The 21,369-nt window shown below is 66.2% G+C and carries 17 protein-coding genes; all 17 read left to right on the forward strand.

Annotated elements, in window-relative coordinates; all coding sequences use genetic code 11:
* Positions 1-226: 226 nt before the first annotated feature.
* Entirely contained in the window at positions 227-754 is a 528-nt protein-coding gene (gene rplJ / locus NLI01S_RS01230; protein WP_067597735.1) for a 50S ribosomal protein L10, read from the forward strand.
* 96 nt (positions 755-850) lie between these two features.
* Complete coding sequence (gene rplL, locus NLI01S_RS01235) at positions 851-1,237, forward strand: 50S ribosomal protein L7/L12 (RefSeq protein WP_067597738.1); 387 nt, start codon at positions 851-853, stop codon at positions 1,235-1,237.
* Positions 1,238-2,010: 773 nt separating this feature from the next.
* Entirely contained in the window at positions 2,011-5,478 is a 3,468-nt protein-coding gene (rpoB, locus tag NLI01S_RS01240; protein WP_067597741.1) for a DNA-directed RNA polymerase subunit beta, read from the forward strand.
* Between the two features lie 34 nt (positions 5,479-5,512).
* A complete protein-coding gene (locus NLI01S_RS01245; protein ID WP_067597744.1) occupies positions 5,513-9,391 on the forward strand; it encodes a DNA-directed RNA polymerase subunit beta' in 3,879 nt (1,292 codons plus the stop codon).
* Between the two features lie 264 nt (positions 9,392-9,655).
* On the forward strand, positions 9,656-12,016 hold the full coding sequence (locus NLI01S_RS01250) for a hypothetical protein (protein ID WP_157090902.1): 2,361 nt from the start codon (positions 9,656-9,658) through the stop codon (positions 12,014-12,016).
* A 472-nt stretch (positions 12,017-12,488) separates the two neighbouring features.
* Positions 12,489-12,860, forward strand: coding sequence for a 30S ribosomal protein S12 (gene rpsL, locus NLI01S_RS01255; protein WP_014912437.1), 372 nt, complete (start codon positions 12,489-12,491; stop codon positions 12,858-12,860).
* Between the two features lie 2 nt (positions 12,861-12,862).
* Positions 12,863-13,333: a 30S ribosomal protein S7 gene (gene rpsG / locus NLI01S_RS01260; RefSeq protein WP_067597751.1), complete on the forward strand. Its 471-nt coding sequence runs from the start codon at positions 12,863-12,865 to the stop codon at positions 13,331-13,333.
* Between the two features lie 36 nt (positions 13,334-13,369).
* Positions 13,370-15,478, forward strand: coding sequence for an elongation factor G (gene fusA / locus NLI01S_RS01265; protein WP_067597754.1), 2,109 nt, complete (start codon positions 13,370-13,372; stop codon positions 15,476-15,478).
* A gap of 84 nt (positions 15,479-15,562) precedes the next feature.
* The gene (gene tuf / locus NLI01S_RS01270) at positions 15,563-16,756 is read left to right on the forward strand and encodes an elongation factor Tu (RefSeq protein WP_067597757.1); all 1,194 of its coding nucleotides are present in this window, start codon (positions 15,563-15,565) and stop codon (positions 16,754-16,756) included.
* Positions 16,757-17,015: 259 nt separating this feature from the next.
* Positions 17,016-17,324, forward strand: a complete 309-nt coding sequence (rpsJ, locus tag NLI01S_RS01275) for a 30S ribosomal protein S10 (protein WP_014908366.1) — start codon at positions 17,016-17,018, stop codon at positions 17,322-17,324.
* Between the two features lie 11 nt (positions 17,325-17,335).
* On the forward strand, positions 17,336-17,986 hold the full coding sequence (rplC, locus tag NLI01S_RS01280; protein ID WP_067597760.1) for a 50S ribosomal protein L3: 651 nt from the start codon (positions 17,336-17,338) through the stop codon (positions 17,984-17,986).
* A 3-nt stretch (positions 17,987-17,989) separates the two neighbouring features.
* The gene (gene rplD / locus NLI01S_RS01285; RefSeq protein ID WP_067597763.1) at positions 17,990-18,661 is read left to right on the forward strand and encodes a 50S ribosomal protein L4; all 672 of its coding nucleotides are present in this window, start codon (positions 17,990-17,992) and stop codon (positions 18,659-18,661) included.
* Complete coding sequence (gene rplW / locus NLI01S_RS01290) at positions 18,658-18,948, forward strand: 50S ribosomal protein L23 (protein WP_067597766.1); 291 nt, start codon at positions 18,658-18,660, stop codon at positions 18,946-18,948. The genes rplD and rplW overlap by 4 nt, the downstream gene beginning before the upstream one ends.
* A 56-nt stretch (positions 18,949-19,004) precedes the next feature.
* Positions 19,005-19,844, forward strand: a complete 840-nt coding sequence (rplB, locus tag NLI01S_RS01295; protein ID WP_067597770.1) for a 50S ribosomal protein L2 — start codon at positions 19,005-19,007, stop codon at positions 19,842-19,844.
* A gap of 12 nt (positions 19,845-19,856) precedes the next feature.
* Entirely contained in the window at positions 19,857-20,135 is a 279-nt protein-coding gene (gene rpsS / locus NLI01S_RS01300; protein WP_067597773.1) for a 30S ribosomal protein S19, read from the forward strand.
* A gap of 75 nt (positions 20,136-20,210) precedes the next feature.
* Positions 20,211-20,579 (forward strand): 50S ribosomal protein L22, encoded by a 369-nt coding sequence (gene rplV, locus NLI01S_RS01305; protein ID WP_067597776.1) that lies wholly within the window; start codon positions 20,211-20,213, stop codon positions 20,577-20,579.
* Positions 20,579-21,367 (forward strand): 30S ribosomal protein S3, encoded by a 789-nt coding sequence (gene rpsC, locus NLI01S_RS01310; protein WP_067597779.1) that lies wholly within the window; start codon positions 20,579-20,581, stop codon positions 21,365-21,367. Before rplV ends, rpsC begins: the two co-directional genes overlap by 1 nt.
* Positions 21,368-21,369 lie beyond the last annotated feature (2 nt).

Consider the following 21,369-nt stretch of genomic DNA (forward strand, 5'->3'; position numbering starts at 1 on the left):
CGAAGACCGCTGGTCGTCACCCGCTCGGGTGACCTAAGGACCCACCTCGATGGGCGCCCGCGCAGGTGTCACCAGAGCTTTCCCGTTCCAAGTCCCGTGTGCCGAGCACATGGGTGGGAGAACGCGGACATGCCCCGTGCGCCTTGCGCTCGGGGCTTTTCTCGTGCTGACGCCGATCGTGGAAGTCCTTGGGAGAAAACCAGCGTTCACTGTTGGAAGGAGTCCCATGGCGAGGCCGGACAAGGCAGCCGCGGTCGCCGAACTCGCGGACGAGCTCCGCGATTCGAACGCCGCAGTGCTGACCGAATACCGGGGGCTCACTGTCGCGCAGGTTTCCGCACTGCGCCGCAGCCTCGGTCAGAGCACGCGTTTTCGCATCGTCAAGAACACGCTGACCAAGATCGCGGTCAAGGAGGCCGGCGTCGACGAGCAGATCACCGATCTGCTCGAAGGCCCCTCCGCCATCGCCTTCGTCCACGGGGACGTCGTCGAGGCCGCCAAGGGTCTGCGTGACTTCGCGAAGGCGAACTCGCCCCTGGTGATCAAGGGTGCTGTCGTCGACGGCAAGTCGATGACCGCCGAGCAGGTCACCAAGCTGGCCGATCTGGAGTCCCGAGAGGTCCTCCTCTCGAAGCTGGCCGGCGCGCTCAAGGCCAAGCAGGGCCAGGCCGCCGCCGTCTTCCAGGCGCTGCCCTCCAAGACTGTGCGTCTCGCGCAGGCTCTGGCGGACAAGCGTACCGAGGAAGCCGCTTAAACCTTTTGAACCACGGCGGGTGCCGACGGCGCCCGGCCATTGGCTCGCACGCTGTGCCGTTGGCGCGCGTGTCATGAGAGAAAGAGAGATCGCATCATGGCGAAGCTCAGCAACGATGACCTGCTTGCCGCGTTCGAGGAGATGACCCTTCTCGAGCTCTCCGAGTTCGTGAAGCTGTTCGAGGACAAGTTCGACGTCACCGCCGCCGCCCCGGCCGCCGTCGCCGTCGCCGCTCCCGGTGCCGCCGGCGCCGAGGACGACGCCGAAGAGCAGACCGAGTTCGACGTCGTCCTCGAGTCCGCCGGTGACAAGAAGATCCAGGTCATCAAGGAGGTCCGCGGCCTCACGAGCCTGGGCCTGAAGGAAGCCAAGGACCTGGTCGACAACGCTCCGAAGGCCGTGCTCGAGGCCGCGAGCAAGGAGAACGCCGACAAGGCCAAGGAGGCCCTCGAGGGCGCCGGCGCCACCGTCACCCTCAAGTAGTCCTCCGCGGGCCTCAGGCGCCTGCTGGTCTACGCTGAGCGGCCGTTCCTCCCTTCGGGGAGGGGCGGCCGTTTTTTCATGTCCGTGTCCGTCCTCGGGCCGGGGTCGAAGGGCCCGGGCCCATGGGTGGCCGGTACGCGGGTCGAACGAGAACGAACGTCCCCTTTGTCGTGGCGCGGCCGTGTCCGTGCGGGGACACGGGTCTTCGGTGTGCGAAGCTGTTGCGGTCCCCGGCCCTGGGGCCAGGGGAAACCGGGACCGGAGGGGTGCGCGTGTGCGAACTGTCCCTCGGACGCGATAATCTCCCGTCCCGGGAATCCTGACGGACTCGTTGGGGAGTGTTTACCCGCCTTGGGCGAGGGAATCCTTCCGGGTGTCCGTTGGCTCACATTCCCCCGTGGGGCCAGGGCAGGCGCGCTGTTTCACCCTGATGGTCCAGGGCCTTCCCCCGGGGGCGTGTGCGGTGGCGTTCGGCGGCCACCGGGCTTGACGGATCGCCCTCCAGGGGTGATCCTGCCGGTGTCGTGAGTGGTGCCGTGGACCGTGAGTGGACAGCGGTGTAGTGTTCGGCTACACTGCTCTTTTGCGCTGCCCTTTGGTGATCCCTGTGTCGGTGAACGGCTTTTCGTCGTTTCCGTTTGTTACTCCGGAAGCTCCGACAATGCCCGCTCCCGCTCGAAGTGACCGTCTCAACCGTGTTGCGGCGGTCCTTCTCGTGACGGATCGTCTGGCGTGCGCGCTTCAACCGCCACAAGCCTTCGGAAGGACCCCTGTTGGCAGCCTCGCGCAACGCCTCCGCTAACGCCCTTGGTCCGCACCGCGTTTCTTTCGCCCGTATCCAGGAACCCCTCGAGGTTCCCAATCTTCTGGCCCTGCAGACCGAGTCGTTCGACTGGCTGCTGGGCAACGACACGTGGAAGACGCGGGGCGAGACGGCCCGCGCCGCCGGCCGCAAGGACGTTTCGGAGCAGTCCGGTCTCGAAGAGATCTTCGAGGAGATCAGCCCGATCGAGGACTTCTCGGGCACGATGTCCCTTTCGTTCCGTGACCACCGGTTCGAACCGCCCAAGTACTCCGAAGAGGAGTGCAAGGACAAGGACATGACCTACTCCGCCCCGATGTTCGTCACGGCGGAGTTCATCAACAACGACACCGGTGAGATCAAGAGCCAGACGGTGTTCATGGGCGACTTCCCGCTCATGACCGTCAAGGGCACCTTCATCATCAACGGCACCGAGCGCGTCGTCGTGTCCCAGCTGGTTCGGTCCCCGGGTGTCTACTTCGACACCTCCGTCGACAAGACCTCCGACAAGGACCTGTTCGGGTGCAAGGTCATCCCGTCCCGTGGTGCCTGGCTGGAGTTCGAGGTCGACAAGCGCGACTTCGTCGGTGTTCGCATCGACCGTAAGCGCAAGCAGGGCGTCACCGTCCTGCTCAAGGCCCTCGGCTGGACCACCGACCAGATCCTGGAGCGTTTCGGCCAGTACGAGTCGATCCGCAACACCCTGGAGAAGGACCCCACCGCGGGTACCGACGACGCGCTGCTGGACATCTACCGCAAGCTGCGCCCGGGAGAGCCGCCCACGAAGGAGTCGGCTCAGGCGCTGCTGGAGAACCTGTACTTCAACCCCAAGCGCTACGACCTGGCCAAGGTCGGTCGTTACAAGATCAACAAGAAGCTCGGTCTGGACACCGAGTTCACGCAGGGGACCCTCACCGAAGAGGACATCGTCTCCACGATCGACTACCTCGTCCGCCTGCACGCGGGTGAGGTCGAGAAGGAGACCGTCCTCGGCCTCCGTCCGATCGAGACCGACGACATCGACCACTTCGGCAACCGTCGCCTGCGCACCGTCGGCGAGCTCATCCAGAACCAGGTCCGCCTGGGCCTGGCCCGTATGGAGCGCGTCGTCCGCGAGCGGATGACCACCCAGGACGTCGAGGCGATCACGCCGCAGACCCTGATCAACATCCGTCCCGTCGTGGCCTCCATCAAGGAGTTCTTCGGCACCTCGCAGCTGTCCCAGTTCATGGACCAGACCAACCCGCTCGCGGGCCTGACCCACAAGCGTCGCCTCTCGGCGCTGGGTCCGGGCGGTCTCTCCCGTGAGCGCGCGGGCTTCGAGGTCCGAGACGTCCACCCGTCCCACTACGGCCGCATGTGCCCGATCGAGACCCCTGAGGGCCCCAATATCGGTCTGATCGGTTCGCTCGCCGCCTACGGCCGGGTGAACTCCTTCGGCTTCGTGGAGACCCCGTACCGCAAGGTCATCGACGGCAAGGTCTCCGACGAGGTCTACTACCTCACCGCCGACGAGGAGGACCTGTGCGTCATCGCGCAGGCCAACACCCCGTTGAACGCCGATGGGAGCTTCGCCGAGTCCGGTGTGCTCGTCCGTCGTAAGGGCGGGGAGTTCGAGCAGGTCGGCACCGACGAGGTCGACTACATGGACGTGTCGCCGCGCCAGATGGTGTCGGTCGCCACCGCCATGATCCCGTTCCTGGAGCACGACGACGCCAACCGCGCGCTCATGGGTTCCAACATGCAGCGCCAGGCCGTGCCGCTGCTGCGCGCCGAGTCGCCGTTCGTCGGCACCGGCATGGAGTACCGCGCCGCCACCGACGCCGGCGAGGTCCTCCTCGCGGAGAAGGCCGGCGTGGTCGAGGACGTCAGTGCCGACTACGTCACCGTGATGGCCGACGACGGCACGCGCAAGACGTACCGGATGGGCAAGTTCCAGCGCTCCAACCAGGGCACCTGCTTCAACCAGCGCCCCATCGTCCAGGAGGGCCAGCGGGTCGAGGAGCGTCAGGTCCTCGCCGACGGTCCCTCCACGGACCAGGGCGAGATGTCGCTGGGCAAGAACCTCCTCGTGGCGTACATGTCCTGGGAGGGGCACAACTACGAGGACGCCATCATCCTCTCCCAGCGTCTGGTGCAGGACGACGTCCTCTCCTCGATCCACATCGAGGAGCACGAGGTCGACGCCCGTGACACCAAGCTGGGCCCGGAGGAGATCACCCGGGAGATCCCCAACGTCAGCGAGGAGGTCCTGGCCGACCTCGATGACCGGGGCATCATCCGGATCGGCGCCGAGGTCGTCGACGGCGACATCCTCGTCGGCAAGGTCACGCCCAAGGGTGAGACCGAGCTGACCCCGGAGGAGCGCCTGCTGCGCGCGATCTTCGGTGAGAAGGCCCGCGAGGTCCGCGACACCTCCCTGAAGGTTCCGCACGGTGAGACCGGCAAGGTCATCGGCGTGCGCGTCTTCAGCCGCGAGGACGGCGACGAGCTCGCTCCCGGCGTGAACGAGATGGTCCGCGTCTACGTCGCCCAGAAGCGCAAGATCACCGATGGTGACAAGCTGGCCGGGCGTCACGGCAACAAGGGCGTCATCGCCAAGATCCTGCCCCAGGAGGACATGCCCTTCCTGGAGGACGGCACGCCCGTCGACATCATCCTCAACCCGCTCGGTGTGCCCGGTCGAATGAACGTCGGCCAGGTCCTGGAGGTCCACCTCGGTTGGCTGGCCAAGAACGGCTGGTCCGTCGAGGGCATGGAAGAGGAATGGGAGAAGGCGATCCACGCGGTCGGTGCCGCGGAGGTCGAGCCGAACTCGCGAGTGGCCACCCCGGTCTTCGACGGCCTGGAGGGCCCCGAGCTCAGCGGTCTGCTCAAGTCGGTCCGTCCGAACGCGGACGGCAACCGTCTCATCAACACCGACGGTAAGGCGCGTCTGTTCGACGGCCGCACCGGCGAACCCTTCGCCGAGCCGATCTCCGTCGGTTACAAGTACATCCTGAAGCTCCACCACCTCGTGGACGACAAGATCCACGCCCGCTCCACCGGTCCGTACTCCATGATCACGCAGCAGCCGCTGGGTGGTAAGGCACAGTTCGGTGGTCAGCGCTTCGGTGAGATGGAGGTCTGGGCCCTGGAGGCCTACGGTGCCGCCTACGCGCTTCAGGAGCTGCTCACCATCAAGTCCGACGACGTGGTGGGCCGCGTCAAGGTCTACGAGGCCATCGTCAAGGGCGAGAACATCCCCGAACCGGGCATCCCTGAATCCTTCAAGGTGCTCATCAAGGAGATGCAGTCGCTCTGTCTGAACGTGGAGGTGCTGTCCAGTGACGGTATGTCCATCGAGATGCGGGACAGTGACGAGGACGTCTTCCGCGCCGCGGAAGAATTGGGAATCGACCTGGGTAGGCGTGAGCCGAGCAGTGTCGAAGAGGTCTAACTTCCGCATTCTTCGAGAGCAGGGGACGAATTAAGTGCTCGACGTCAACTTCTTCGACGAGCTGCGCATCGGTCTCGCCACGGCCGAGGACATCCGCCAGTGGTCGCACGGCGAGGTCAAGAAGCCCGAAACCATCAACTACCGGACCCTCAAGCCCGAGAAGGACGGACTCTTCTGCGAGAAGATCTTCGGTCCGACCCGGGACTGGGAGTGCTACTGCGGTAAGTACAAGCGCGTCCGCTTCAAGGGCATCATCTGTGAGCGCTGCGGCGTCGAGGTGACCCGCGCCAAGGTGCGCCGTGAGCGGATGGGCCACATCGAGCTGGCCGCTCCCGTCACGCACATCTGGTACTTCAAGGGTGTGCCCTCTCGCCTGGGCTACCTGCTGGACCTGGCGCCGAAGGATCTCGAGAAGATCATCTACTTCGCCGCCTACATGGTCACGTGGGTGGACACCGAGGGCCGTGAGCGCGACCTGCAGTCGCTCGAGGCCCGGATCTCGGTCGAGAAGCAGCACCTGGAGCAGCGTCGCGACTCCACCCTGGAGGAGCGTCACCGCAAGCTCGAGACCGACCTGGCCGAGCTCGAGGAGCAGGGTGCCAAGGGCGACGCGCGTCGCAAGGTGCGTGAGGGCGCCGAGCGTGAGATGCGCCAGCTGCGCGACCGCGCTCAGCGTGAGATCGACCGCCTCGACGAGGTCTGGAACCGGTTCAAGAACCTCAAGGTCCAGGACCTCGAGGGCGACGAGATGCTCTACCGCGAGATGCGGGACCGCTTCGGGAAGTACTTCCGTGGTGGCATGGGCGCTCAGGCCATCCAGGACCGCCTGTCCAACTTCGAGTTGGAGGAGGAGGCCGAGAAACTCCGGGAGACCATCCGTACCGGCAAGGGCCAGAAGAAGGCCCGTGCCCTGAAGCGGCTCAAGGTCGTCTCGGCGTTCCTCAACACCACCAACAGCCCCATGGGCATGGTGCTGGACTGCATCCCGGTCATCCCGCCGGACCTGCGTCCGATGGTGCAGCTGGACGGTGGCCGCTTCGCGACCTCCGACCTCAACGACCTGTACCGCCGTGTCATCAACCGGAACAACCGCCTCAAGCGGCTTCTGGACCTGGGCGCGCCCGAGATCATCGTCAACAACGAGAAGCGGATGCTCCAGGAGGCCGTCGACGCGCTGTTCGACAACGGCCGCCGTGGGCGCCCGGTCACCGGTCCCGGTAACCGTCCGCTCAAGTCGCTGTCCGACATGCTGAAGGGTAAGCAGGGTCGGTTCCGTCAGAACCTGCTCGGTAAGCGAGTCGACTACTCCGGCCGTTCGGTCATCGTCGTCGGCCCGCAGCTGAAGCTGCACCAGTGCGGTCTGCCCAAGCAGATGGCCCTGGAGCTGTTCAAGCCGTTCGTGATGAAGCGTCTGGTCGACCTGAACCACGCGCAGAACATCAAGAGCGCCAAGCGCATGGTCGAGCGGTCCCGCCCGGTCGTTTGGGACGTCCTCGAAGAGGTCATCACCGAGCACCCGGTTCTGCTCAACCGTGCCCCGACGCTGCACCGCCTGGGCATCCAGGCCTTCGAGCCGCAGCTGGTCGAGGGCAAGGCCATCCAGATCCACCCGCTCGTGTGCACCGCGTTCAACGCGGACTTCGACGGTGACCAGATGGCCGTGCACCTGCCGCTGTCCGCCGAGGCCCAGGCCGAGGCGCGGCTGCTGATGCTGGCCACCAACAACATCCTCAAGCCGTCCGACGGTAAGCCCGTGACCATGCCCACCCAGGACATGATCATCGGTCTGTACTACCTGACGACGGAGAAGGCCGGCGCCACGGGCGAGGGTCGTGCGTTCCGCTCGCCGTCGGAGGCCATCATGGCCTTCGACCTGGGCTACCTCGACCTGCAGGCGAAGATCCGCCTGCGGATCGCGGACGGAGCCCCCGCGCCCAAGGACTGGACCCCGCCCGAGGGCTGGGAACAGGGCGACGTGTACGTGCTGGAGACGACCCTGGGGCGGTACCTCTTCAACGAGGCCACTCCGGTCGACTACCCGTACGTCAACTTCCAGGTGGGTAAGAAGCAGGTTTCGACGCTGGTCAACGACCTCGCCGAGAACTACCCGAAGGTCCAGGTCGCCACGACTCTGGACGCCCTCAAGGACGCCGGTTACCGCTGGGCCACCCGGTCCGGTCTGACCATCGGCATCGAGGACGTCGTCGCGCCGCCGCAGAAGGACGAGATCCTCACCCGGTACGACGGCAAGGCCGACAAGCTGCAGCGCGAGTACGACCGTGGTCTGATCACCGACGATGAGCGCCGCAAGGAGCTCACGGAGCTGTGGACCGAGGCGACCGCCGAGGTCGCCAAGAACATGGAGGACAACTTCCCCGCCGACAACCCGGTGTGGATGATGGTCCAGTCCGGTGCGCGTGGTAACCCGATGCAGGTGCGCCAGATCGCCGGTATCCGTGGTCTGGTCTCCAACACCAAGGGTGAGACGATCCCGCGTCCGATCAAGTCCTCCTACCGTGAGGGCCTGTCCGTGCTGGAGTACTTCATCTCCACGCACGGTCAGCGCAAGGGTCTGGCCGACACCGCGCTGCGTACCGCAGACTCGGGTTACCTGACCCGTCGTCTGGTGGACGTCGCCCAGGACGTCATCGTCCGTGAGGTGGACTGCAACACCGACCGTTCCCTGTGGCACGAGATCGGTGAGAAGAACGCCGCCGGCGTCGTCGGTCGCAAGCACAACGTCGAGAACACCGGTTTCGGCCGTACCCTCGCCGAGGACGTGCTGGACGCCGACGGCAACGTGGTGCTGCCCGCCCTGTCCGACACCTCCGAGCAGAACATCGACAAGCTGGTCGCCGCCGGGATCACCCGGGTGCGCATCCGCTCGTCGCTGACCTGTGAGGCGAAGATCGGCGTCTGCACCACCTGCTACGGCCGCTCCATGGCGACCGGCAAGCCGGTGGACGTCGGTGAGGCGATCGGTATCATCGCGGCACAGTCCATCGGTGAGCCCGGTACCCAGCTGACCATGCGGACCTTCCACATGGGTGGTTCGGCCGGTCTGGACATCACCCACGGTCTGCCCCGTGTCCAGGAGCTCTTCGAGGCCCGCATCCCCAAGGGTGTGGCCCCGATCTCCGAGATGGAGGGCCGGATCCGGATCGATGACACCGAGAAGAGCCGCAAGATCGTCGTCATCCCGGACGACGGCACCGACGAGATCGCTTACCCGGTCCCGATGCGTGCCCAGCTCCTGGTGACCGACGACGACCACGTCAAGGTCGGTCAGCAGCTCATCCAGGGTGCGATCAACCCGCACGAGGTGCTTCGCATCCAGGGCCCGCGCGCGGTGCAGCAGCACCTCGTGTCGGAGGTCCAGGAGGTGTACAAGTCGCAGGGTGTGTCCATCCACGACAAGCACATCGAGATCATCGTTCGCCAGATGCTCAAGCGGGTGAACATCCTGGAGTCCGGCGACACCGAGCTGCTGCCCGGTGAGATGGTCGAGCGGCCCAAGTTCGAGCGCATCAACCGGCGCGTGGTGTCCGAGGGCGGCCAGCCCGCCGCCGGACGTCCGGTCCTGCTGGGGATCACCAAGGCCTCGCTGGCCACGGAGTCCTGGCTGTCCGCGGCCTCCTTCCAGGAGACCACCCGGGTGCTCACCGAGAACGCGATCCACGGCAAGAGCGACCCGCTGCTCGGCCTCAAGGAGAACGTGATCATCGGTAAGCTCATCCCGGCCGGTACGGGCATTCCGCAGTACCGGAACATTCGGGTCGAGCCGACCGAGGAGGCCAAGGCCTCGATGTACTCGGTGTCCGGCTACGAGGAACCGAGTGAGTACACCTTCGGGCAGGGTTCGGGAGAGGCCGTGCCACTGGAGGAGTACGACTTCGGGCCGTACAACCGATAAGCAGCCGAACTGAACGTTGGCTGAGCTGACGGCGGCGGTCAGCCACCCTCATCACGGGGGGTGGCCCCGCCGCCGTTTCGTCGTTGTGGGTCGACACACCGCTGTGTTGACGGGGAGAGGGCGCCACGGCGCCGGCGGGAGAGCACGCAAGTGAACGATAACGGGGGCGGAGAACCGGGGAATCGGTCGTCCGGAGAGGACGCGGACTCCTGGTTCAAGCCCAGTGAGAACCGTTTCCGAACACAGTCCGATTACCAGGACCCCATGAACAATGAAGGGGAGGAGCCCGAGGGCGACGCCCCGAAGGAAGAGACCGCGGTCTTTCCCGACAGCGGCGGGTATTCGGGGCTGAGCACGTCGCGCCCGGCCCTGGTGGAGCCCTACCCTGACGCTCTGGGCGCTCCGCCCCCACCCCCCGCGGTGAGCCAGGAGCCTCAGGGTCCGCCCGGCATCTCCTACCCGGGTGCGGGCAGTGGTGCCTATCAGCCGGTGACACGTGTGCCGGGCGAGCGTCCGCCCGCCTGGGAGTCTTCGAACACCTCCTCGACGCCGGTCGAGCCCTCGGTGCCGAACACCCACCCCGAGTGGGGTGCTCCGACCGGGGAGAGTCCGGCCGGAGCCTCGGCCTCGCGAGCGCCGTCCTGGGAGTCGTCCACGGAACCCCGGGATCCCGCCGAGCCGCTGTGGCCCCGGCACGAGGAGAACACGCTCTCCCCTTCGGAGAACGTGCCCTCCGATGTCCCTCCCGGAGGGGAACCGTGGTGGGGCACCGCGCCCGGGCGTGGGTTCGAGGGTGAGCCCGCTTGGGAGCCGGAGGACGACGAGGGCCGGGCCGGAGGCTATCCGGGCATCGCGGCGAGCGCACAGGTCCCGTTGCCGCCCGAGGAGTCGGAGGAGAGCGGCCCCGTGGACGCTCAGGACTCCTGGATGGACGAGGCGACCCCCGGTGCGCGATCCGCGGACGCGTGGGAAGCCGACACCGCGGCCGAGGAGTACGCGGTGCCTCGGTACGACACCGATGGCCTGGACGATCGGGCCCCGGACCAGAGCCCGGCGCCGGATCGGGAGGCCACCGGCGCGGCCGAGCCCTGGGCCGGATCCCGGTCGGAGCGTTGGAGCGACCCCGCTCCCTCCTACCTGGAGGATCGCCGCCACGAGGCGTCCCCGGCCCAGGATCCGCTGCTGGGGGAACGGTCCGGTCAGAGGTACACGGAACCCTACGACGAGCTCTCCGCCCCTTCCCGGTACTCGGTGCCCGCCGACGACGGTGCCCTGGGCACCGGCAGTGGCAACACCTGGGCGTTCGACCGCGACGACCCGCGGCTGCCGGAGGTGGTCCGGGAGGCCGAACGGCGTCGTCGCGGCGATACCGGGTTCGAGCCCACGGGCCTGGACGAGATCGGTACCGAACGCGACAACGGCCCCGACACCGGGGCACTGTCCGCGGCGGTGCCCTCATCCGAGGACCCGCTCGCCGCGATCGCGAACATGCAATCGCGGGCCAAGGCCAAGGAGACCGAGGAACCGCAGGCATACGGCCCGGACCCGGTTGATGAACCCTCTTGGAGCAGGGGCGCCGACAACGCCACCCAGATGTTCGACCGGCCCGCCTACGACGAGGAACCGTCGGCGTACGGAACCGGCACCGGACCCGCTATGCCCCACGACGAACTCGGATTCGACGGTCGTGGGCTCGATGACTACGGGACGGCGGGCGCGCGTTCGATCGACCGTGCTCCGGACGCGCCCGCGGGCGGTGACCGGAACATCGGCGGTTACGACGAACCGGTCTACTACGACCGGGGGTACACGGACCAGGGGTACGCGGCCCAGGGGTACACCGAGCAGGGCCATCGGGGGTCGGGGTACCCGGAACAGGGTTTGGGTGACCGGGCCTACGACGAGGGCGCCTATGAAGAGAGGACCTACGACGACCCGGGTTATGACGGCCGGTCCTACGGTGACCAGGGTTACGACGATCGGGTTCGGGACGAGCTCGGCTTCGACGACCGTCCCGCCCCGTCCGCGGCGGGGCTCCCCTCCGACCTGGCCTCACCCTTCGGGTCCCGGCCACAGGGCCCCGCCGGCGCTTGGAACGACGCTCCGGACGACGACCCGACCGACGCTCCGGACGACGACCCGACCGACGCTCCGGACGATGGTCCGGAACCCCGGTACGAGGTCGCGGAGGAACAGGTCGCAGAGGAGGAGGACCCCGAGTACGAGGACGGCTTCACCCCGGCCGACTACGGGATGACCGAACGCCCGAGGTCGAACCGTCGCCGTCGTGACCGGATCGTTGAGGACTTTCCCGGCTTCGAGGACCGCCCCCTCGGGGGAGAGGCCGGTGACTCCTACCCCGGGTACGACAGCGTCGACTTCCTGGCCGACACCGATCCGGGCGCGACGCGGACCCTGTGGCTGGGTCTCGCCTCGCTGATCCCGTTCCTCGGTGTGATCACCGCGATCCTCGCGTTGTTCGTCACGGGACCCAAGGCCAAGAAGGAGATCCGGGGATCGCGTGGGACCCTCGATGGACTCGGTCTGATCACGACCGGCACCGTATTCGCGGTGGTCGGCATCGTGGTGACGGTGATCTCCGTCGCGATCTTGGTGATTCTGTAGCCGGCCGGCCGCTTTCGGGGGGAGAATGGGCCCTCCGGAAGCGGCCGTTCTCCTGTGAGGGCCCTCCAACCACATTCCAGGGGAAACCTGGGGCGAAGCGAGTCGGAGAGCGCGTAGACTAGGGGTGACCCACGGCTACGCGAGAACCGGTTCCGTTTGTTCTCGCTATCTCGCACACCGTTTTGACCACCTGGTCTGGTAGCGGTAGCCTGTGTGATTGTGCCCGTGAGTCGACGGGTCACGCATGTGCGCGGTGCCCCAGTCCTTTTACGGGACGGATACGAGGCGCGCGGCGCATGTGAACCCCTCTCCTGCGAATCGGCCTCATGGCCGGGTGTGCTTCCGTTCCCGTGCTCGGGAACGAGGTCGACACGCCCGACTGCGGGGGCCGGGGAGTTTCGGGAAATTCAGCAGGTCAATAGCGATATCGGCTACGAGAACCGGCGTAGGTCACGAGGAAGACGGAGACGCGGTGCCCACCATCCAGCAGCTGGTCCGCAAGGGCCGACAGGACAAGGTCGCAAAGAACAAGACCCCGGCGCTGAAGGGGAGTCCGCAGCGTCGTGGTGTGTGCACGCGTGTCTACACCACTACGCCCAAGAAGCCGAACTCCGCTCTGCGTAAGGTCGCTCGCGTCAAGCTGAGCAGCGGCATCGAGGTCACGGCCTACATCCCCGGCATTGGTCACAACCTTCAGGAACACAGCATCGTGCTCGTTCGCGGTGGTCGTGTGAAGGACCTGCCGGGTGTCCGCTACCGAATTGTCCGCGGTTCGCTCGACACCCAGGGTGTCCGGGGCCGCAAGCAGGCCCGTAGCCACTACGGCGCCAAGAAGGAGAAGTAAGCATGCCGCGCAAGGGCCCGGCGCCGAAGCGCCAGCTCATCACCGACCCGGTCTACGGCTCGCCGCTCGTCACCGCACTGATCAACAAGGTGCTGCTCGACGGTAAGCGCTCCATCGCTCAGAGCGTCGTCTACGACGCCCTCGAGGGCGCTCGCGAGAAGACCGGTCAGGACCCGCTCGTCGTTCTGAAGCGAGCTCTGGACAACGTCAAGCCCGCGCTTGAGGTCCGCAGCCGCCGTGTCGGTGGCGCGACCTACCAGGTTCCGGTCGAGGTTCGCGCCTCCCGGTCCACCACGCTGGCCCTGCGCTGGCTGGTCTCCTACTCGCGCCAGCGTCGTGAGAAGAGCATGACCGAGCGTCTGATGAACGAGCTGGTCGACGCCAGCAACGGTCTCGGTGCGGCCGTCAAGAAGCGTGAGGACACGCACAAGATGGCCGAGTCGAACAAGGCCTTCGCCCACTACCGCTGGTAAAGCGGCTGGACCTGAACAGACCGAAGGACGAGCCTCATGGCTAAATTGCTTGACCTCGACAAGGTCCGCAATATCGGCATCATGGCCCACATCGACGCGGGCAAGACCACGACGACCGAGCGGATCCTCTACTACACCGGTGTCAACCACAAGCTCGGCGAGACGCACGACGGCGCCTCGACGATGGACTGGATGAAGGAAGAGCAGGAGCGGGGTATCACCATTACCTCGGCTGCGATCACCACCCAGTGGAACGACACCACCATCAACATCATCGACACGCCCGGCCACGTCGACTTCACGGTCGAGGTCGAGCGGTCGCTGCGTGTGCTCGACGGTGCCGTCGCCGTCTTCGACGCCAAGGAAGGCGTCGAGCCCCAGTCGGAGCAGGTCTGGCGTCAGGCCGACCGCTACGGCGTTCCCCGCATCTGCTTCGTCAACAAGATGGACAAGATCGGGGCGGAGTTCCAGCGTTGCGTCGACATGTTCCGTGAGCGCCTCGGCGCGAACGCCATGCCGATCCAGCTGAACATCGGTGCCGAGAGCGACTTCCAGGGCGTCATCGACCTCGTGAAGATGAAGGCCTACGTCTGGAGCGCCGAGACTCCTCTGGGCGAGATGTACGACACCGTCGACATCCCGGAGACCCACGTCGAGGCCGCCCGCGAGGCTCGCGAGTCCTTCATCGAGACGCTGGCCGACGCCGACGACGAGATCATGGAGATGTACCTCGAGGGCCAGGAGCCCACCGAGGAGCAGCTGGTCGTCGCGATCCGTCGCGCCACCATCGCCGGCACCGCCGTCCCCGTGGTCTGCGGTACCGCGTTCAAGAACAAGGGCGTTCAGCCCCTGCTCGACGCGGTCATCGCCTACCTCCCCTCGCCCATGGACGTCGAGGCCATCGAGGGCCACGACCCCAAGGACGAGACCGAGGAGACCAAGCTCGAGCGCAAGCCGAGCGTGGACGAGCCGTTCTCCGCCCTGGCCTTCAAGGTCGTCAGCGACCCCCACCTGGGCAAGCTCTCCTACGTGCGGATCTACTCCGGTGTCCTCGAAGCCGGTACCCAGGTGCTGAACAGCATCAAGGGCCGCAAGGAGCGCATCGGCAAGGTCTACCGGATGCACTCCAACAAGCGTGAGGAGATCCCGAGGGCCGGTGCCGGTGACATCGTCGCCGTCATGGGTCTGAAGGACACCACCACCGGTGAGACGCTGTGCGACCAGTCGTCGCCCATCGTCCTGGAGTCCATGTCCTTCCCGGCTCCGGTCATCGAGGTGGCCATCGAGCCGAAGACCAAGAGCGACCAGGAGAAGCTGGGCATCGCGATCCAGCGCCTGGCCGAGGAGGACCCCTCCTTCCAGGTGGCCACGGACGACCAGACCGGTCAGACCGTGATCTCGGGCATGGGCGAGCTGCACCTCGAGGTGCTGGTCAACCGCATGCGCGACGACTTCAAGGTCGAGGCCAACATCGGTAAGCCCCAGGTGGCCTACCGCGAGACCATTCGCAAGAAGGTCGAAGGCCACGTCTACACCCACAAGAAGCAGACGGGTGGTTCGGGCCAGTTCGCCAAGGTCAAGATCGACCTTGAGCCGCTGCAGTCCGAGGACGGCGCCGCTTCCGGCTACGAGTTCGTCAACTCCGTCACCGGTGGCCGCATCCCGCGGGAGTACATCCCGTCGGTCGACGCCGGTTGCCAGGAGGCCGCTGAGCTGGGCGTGCTCGCGCACTACCCGCTCGTGGGCATCAAGGTGTCGCTGACCGACGGTCAGTACCACGATGTCGACTCCTCGGAGATGGCGTTCAAGACCGCCGGTTCGATGGCCTTCAAGGAGGCCGTCCGGCTGGCGAAGCCGGCTCTCCTGGAGCCGGTCATGGCCGTTGAGGTCACCACGCCCGAGGAGTACATGGGCGACGTGGTCGGCGACCTGAACTCTCGCCGTGGACAGATCCAGTCCATGGACGACCGTTCCGGTGTTCGACTGGTCAAGGCCCTCGTGCCCCTCTCGGAAATGTTCGGCTACGTGGGTGACCTGCGCAGCCGTACGCAGGGTCGAGCCAACTACTCGATGGTGTTCGACTCCTACGCGGAGGTTCCGTCCGCTGTCGCCACGGAAATCGTGGCGAAGGTTCGCGGCGAATAGTCGCGAACACGTAACCCGGCTGTTTCCCCGTGCCCGCGGGGTTGGACCACAGTCAGATAGATCTGTACGTCTAGGAGACTTCCAGTGGCGAAGGCAAAGTTCGAGCGGAACAAACCGCACGTCAACATCGGCACCATCGGTCACATTGACCACGGCAAGACCACGCTGACCGCTGCCATCAGCAAGGTGCTGCACGACACGTACCCGGACCTGAACCCGGTCACGCCGTTCGACGAGATCGACAACGCTCCGGAGGAGCGCGAGCGCGGCATCACCATCGCCGCCTCCCACGTCGAGTACGAGACCGAGGCGCGTCACTACGCCCACGTCGACTGCCCCGGTCACGCCGACTACGTGAAGAACATGATCACGGGTGCGGCTCAGATGGACGGCGCGATCCTGGTCGTCGCCGCCACCGACGGCCCGATGCCGCAGACCAAGGAGCACGTGCTCCTGGCCCGCCAGGTCGGTGTCCCGGCCATCGTCGTCGCCCTGAACAAGGCCGACATGGTGGACGACGAGGAGATCTTCGAGCTCGTCGAGCTCGAGGTCCGTGAGCTGCTCAGCGAGTACGAGTTCCCCGGTGACGACACCCCCGTCACCAAGGTCTCCGCTCTCAAGGCGCTCGAGGGCGACGCCACGTGGGGCCAGTCCATCCTGGAGCTCATGGGCACCGTCGACTCCTTCATCCCGGAGCCCGAGCGTGACACCGACAAGCCCTTCCTGATGCCGATCGAGGACGTCTTCTCGATCACCGGTCGCGGCACCGTCGTCACCGGTCGTATCGAGCGCGGTATCGTCAACGTGAACGAGACCGTCGACATCGTCGGCATCAAGGAAGAGAAGCAGACCACCACCGTCACCGGTGTTGAGATGTTCCGCAAGCTGCTCGACCAGGGCCAGGCCGGTGACAACGTCGGCCTGCTCCTGCGCGGCACCAAGCGCGAGGACGTCGAGCGTGGCCAGGTCGTCATCAAGCCCGGCACCACCACCCCGCACAGCCAGTTCGAGGGCCAGGTCGTCATCCTGTCCAAGGACGAGGGTGGCCGCCACACGCCGTTCTTCAACAACTACCGCCCGCAGTTCTACTTCCGCACCACCGACGTCACCGGCGTCGTGACGCTGCCGGAGGGCACCGAGATGGTCATGCCCGGTGACAACACCGGTATGACCGTCCAGCTCATCCAGCCGGTCGCCATGGAAGAGGGCCTGAAGTTCGCCATCCGTGAGGGTGGCCGGACCGTGGGCGCGGGTCGCGTCACCAAGATCCTCAAGTAGTACACACGCCGGGGTGGTCCCGTACGGAACCACCCCGGCGTGGTGGGTGGGCCGCTTCCTCGTGGCCCACCCATCACACTGACAAGACGTCATCGGGCTCTGTGACGGTGACGCACCGCAGGGGCAAGCCCTGTTGCGGTTTCTCAAGGGAATAGGGGCTCAAGGCCAAGAAGCCGGCGGATTCCGTCGACGGGCCTGGGCTTCTGTGACCGGGACTGCTCACCGTTACGGACACTGAAGCGAAGGACGAACAGGCCACATGGCGGGACAAAAGATCCGCATTCGGCTAAAGGCCTATGACCACGAGGTCATCGACAGCTCGGCGAAGAAGATCGTTGAGACCGTGACGCGAACTGGCGCACAGGTCGCGGGCCCGGTGCCGCTGCCGACGGAAAAGAACGTTTACTGCGTCATCCGATCGCCGCACAAGTACAAGGATTCGCGCGAGCACTTCGAGATGCGCACTCACAAGCGGCTGATCGACATCATCGACCCGACCCCGAAGACGGTCGACTCGCTCATGCGACTCGATCTTCCGGCCGGCGTTGACATCGAGATCAAGCTGTAAGGGCACAGACAATGGCTACCAAGCAGATCAAGGGAGTCCTGGGCGAAAAGCTCGGCATGACCCAGGTCTTCGACGACGCGGGCCAGATGGTTCCCGTGACCGTCCTGAAGGCCGGTCCGTGTGTCGTGAGTCGTATCCGGACTCCGGACACCGACGGCTACTCCGCCGTCCAGCTCGGCTACGGGCAGATCGACCCGCGCAAGGTCAACAAGCCCCTGGGCGACTACCTGCGCAAGCACGAACTGACCCCGCGCCGTCACTACGTCGAGGTTCGCACCGCGGACGCCTCCGAGTACACGCTCGGCCAGGAGGTCGACGCGGCCACGTTCGAGATCGGCCAGAAGGTCGACGTCACGGGCAAGAGCAAGGGCAAGGGCTTCGCCGGTGTGATGAAGCGGCACGGCTTCGCCGGTATGACCGCCTCGCACGGTACGCACCGTACCCACCGCTCTCCCGGTTCCATCGGCGGCTGCGCCACGCCCGGCCGCGTCTTCAAGGGCATGCGGATGGCCGGGCGCATGGGCAACGTGCGCAAGACCATCCAGAACCTGACCGTTCACTCCGTGGACGCGGAGAAGGGCCTCATCCTGGTCAAGGGTGCGGTGCCCGGTCCCAACGGCGGTCTGGTGCTCGTCCGCACCGCTGTGAAGGGGGACAAGTAAGCCATGACCCAGATCGAGGTCAAGAACCCTGAGGGCGGCTCCAAGGGCAGCGTCGAGCTTCCCGAGAGCGTCTTCGCCCAGCAGGTCAGCATTCCGCTGCTGCACCAGGTCGTGAACGCCCAGCTGGCCGCAGGCCGTCAGGGCACGCACGCCACCAAGACCCGCGGCGAGGTTCGCGGCGGTGGCAAGAAGCCCTACCGCCAGAAGGGAACCGGTCGTGCCCGTCAGGGTTCGATCCGCGCCCCGCAGTACACCGGTGGTGGCACCGTTCACGGCCCCCAGCCGCGTGACTACAGCCAGCGGACCCCGAAGAAGATGAAGGCCGCCGCCCTGCGTGGCGCCCTCTCCGACCGGGCCAACCACGGCCGCATCCACGTCGTCAGCCAGTTCGTGGCCGAGGACGCGGACACCAAGCTCACGCAGACCGCCCTCAAGGCGCTGCGCCAGGTCACCGAGTCCGACAAGGTTCTCGTCGTCCTGGCTCGTGAGGACGAGCACAACCGGCGCGCCCTGCGCAACCTCGAAGAGGTCCACATCCTCGACGCGGACCAGGTGAACACCTACGACGTCCTGTACTCGGACGACGTGGTCTTCACCGAAGCGGGCTACGCCGAGTTCCTGGCCCACGCGGCCGGTACCTCGAAGGCCGCTGAGTCCGAGGAGGACGACCAGTGAGGATCGCCGACCACCGGGACATCATCGTCGAGCCGGTGATCTCCGAGAAGAGCTACGGGCTCATGGACGAGAACAAGTACACGTTCATCGTTCGCCCGGACGCCAACAAGACCCAGATCAAGATCGCGATCGAGAAGATCTTCGAAGTGAAGGTCACCGGCGTGAACACGATCAACCGGAAGGGCAAGCGCAAGCGGACCCGTTTCGGTTTCGGGAAGCGTCCTGACACGAAGCGCGCGATCGTCAGCCTCGCCGAGGGTGACCGCATCGACATCTTCGGTCAGTGACCTTCCGGGTCCTACCGCTGCACATCAAGTAACACGTAAAGGAATGCGCGAAGAAGATGGGCATTCGTAAGCACAAGCCGACGACGCCGGGTCGTCGCGGCTCCAGCGTGAGCGACTTCGTCGAAATCACGCGCTCGGAGCCGGAGAAGTCCCTGGTTCGTCCGCTTCACTCCAAGGGCGGTCGTAACGGCCACGGCCGGATCACCGCTCGTCACCAGGGTGGCGGTCACAAGCGCGCCTACCGCGTGATCGACTTCCGTCGCCACGACAAGGACGGCGTGCCGGCCAAGGTCGCTCACATCGAGTACGACCCCAACCGCACCGCTCGCATCGCCCTGCTCCACTACGTGGACGGTGAGAAGCGCTACATCCTGGCGCCCGCCGGTCTCGCACAGGGCGACAAGGTCGAGAACGGCCCCCAGTCCGACATCAAGCCGGGCAACTGCCTCCCGCTGCGCAACATCCCCACGGGTACGTTCGTGCACGCGGTCGAGCTGAAGCCGGGCGGCGGTGCCAAGCTGGGCCGCTCCGCGGGATCGCAGATCCAGCTCCTGGCCAAGGAGGGCGGCTACGCCACGCTGCGTATGCCCTCCGGTGAGATGCGCCTGGTGGAGATCTCCTGCCGCGCCACGGTCGGCCAGGTCGGCAACGCCGAGCAGTCCAACATCAGCTGGGGCAAGGCCGGACGTTCGCGGTGGAAGGGCAAGCGCCCGACCGTCCGTGGTGTGGTGATGAACCCGGTCGACCACCCGCACGGTGGTGGTGAGGGCAAGACCTCCGGTGGTCGTCACCCGGTCAGCCCGTGGGGCAAGAAGGAAGGCCGGACCCGGGCCAAGAACAAGGCCAGCGACAAGCTGATCGTGCGGCGTCGGCGTAGCGGTAAGAAGAAGCGGTAAGGAGCACGTCTGATGCCACGTAGCCTTAAGAAGGGCCCCTTCGTGGACGGCCACCTCATCAAGAAGGTGGAGTCACAGAACGAAAAGGGGACCAAGAACGTCATCAAGACGTGGTCCCGGCGGTCCATGATCGTTCCGGAGATGATCGGTCACACGATCGCCGTCCACGACGGCCGCAAGCACATTCCGGTGTTCGTGTCGGAGTCGATGGTCGGCCACAAGCTCGGTGAGTTCGCTCCCACGCGTACTTTCCGTAGCCACGTCAAGGACGACCGCCGTAGCCGCCGTTAGCGGTTGCAGCAGTTGTAAGAACAATGTTCTCCACGGTGAGTGGAGAAGATATTTTCCGTGAGCGAGGGAAAAGCGATGGGAACGAGGGCACAGGCGCGGTTCGTCCGCGTTACGCCCCGCAAGGCTCGCCGGGTGGCGGACCTTATTCGCGGGTTGCCCGCTGACGAGGCGCAGGCGGTGCTCCGGTTCGCTCCCCAGTCGGCGAGTGAGCCCGTTGGCAAGGTGCTGGACAGCGCCATCGCCAACGCCGAGCACAACGACAAGCTGGACCGGGAGAACCTCGTGGTCGAGCGCGTCTGGGTGGACGAAGGTCCGACCCTGAAGCGTATTCGCCCGCGAGGCTTCGGCCGGGCCTTCCGTGTCACCAAGCGCACGAGCCACATCACCGTGGTCGTCGCCGAGGACGCGCGTGCCTCGTCCAAGACGAAGGAAAGGACCCGATAGTGGGGCAGAAGATCAACCCGCACGGGTTCCGCCTCGGCATCACCACCGACTTCAAGAGTCGCTGGTACGCCGACAAGTCCTACAAGGACTACGTCAAGGAAGACGTCGCGATCCGTCGGATGCTGACCCGTGGCATGGAGCGCGCGGGCATCTCCAAGGTCGAGATCGAGCGCACCCGTGACCGTGTCCGCGTGGACGTCTACACCGCCCGGCCGGGCATCGTCATCGGCCGCCGCGGCGTGGAGGCCGACCGGATCCGTACGGACCTCGAGAAGCTGACCGGCAAGCAGGTGCAGCTGAACGTCTTCGAGGTGAAGAACCCGGAGATCGACGCGCAGCTCGTCGCCCAGGGCGTCGCCGAGCAGCTGAGCAGCCGCGTGGCGTTCCGCCGCGCGATGCGCAAGGCCATGCAGAGCGCGATGAAGAGCGGTGCCAAGGGCATCCGTATCCAGTGTGGTGGTCGCCTGGGTGGGGCAGAGATGTCCCGCTCGGAGTTCTACCGCGAGGGTCGGGTCCCGCTGCACACGCTTCGCGCCGACATCGACTACGGCTTCTTCGAGGCCCGGACGACGTTCGGTCGCATCGGTGTGAAGGTGTGGATCTACAAGGGCGACGCCCCTGTGACCCGCGCCGAGCGCGAGGCCGCCCAGGCCGCGCAGCGCACCGCCGGTGGCGGTCAGCGCCGCGAGCGTCCGCAGCGCCGCCGTCGCGGTGGCCCCGCGGGTGGCGGTCAGACCGAAGCCAAGGCCGGCGCTTCCGCCGAGGCCCCGAAGACCGAGGGGAGCTGACA

Source organism: Nocardiopsis listeri NBRC 13360 (assembly GCF_001570765.1).
Classification (GTDB): Bacteria; Actinomycetota; Actinomycetes; order Streptosporangiales; family Streptosporangiaceae; genus Nocardiopsis; species Nocardiopsis listeri.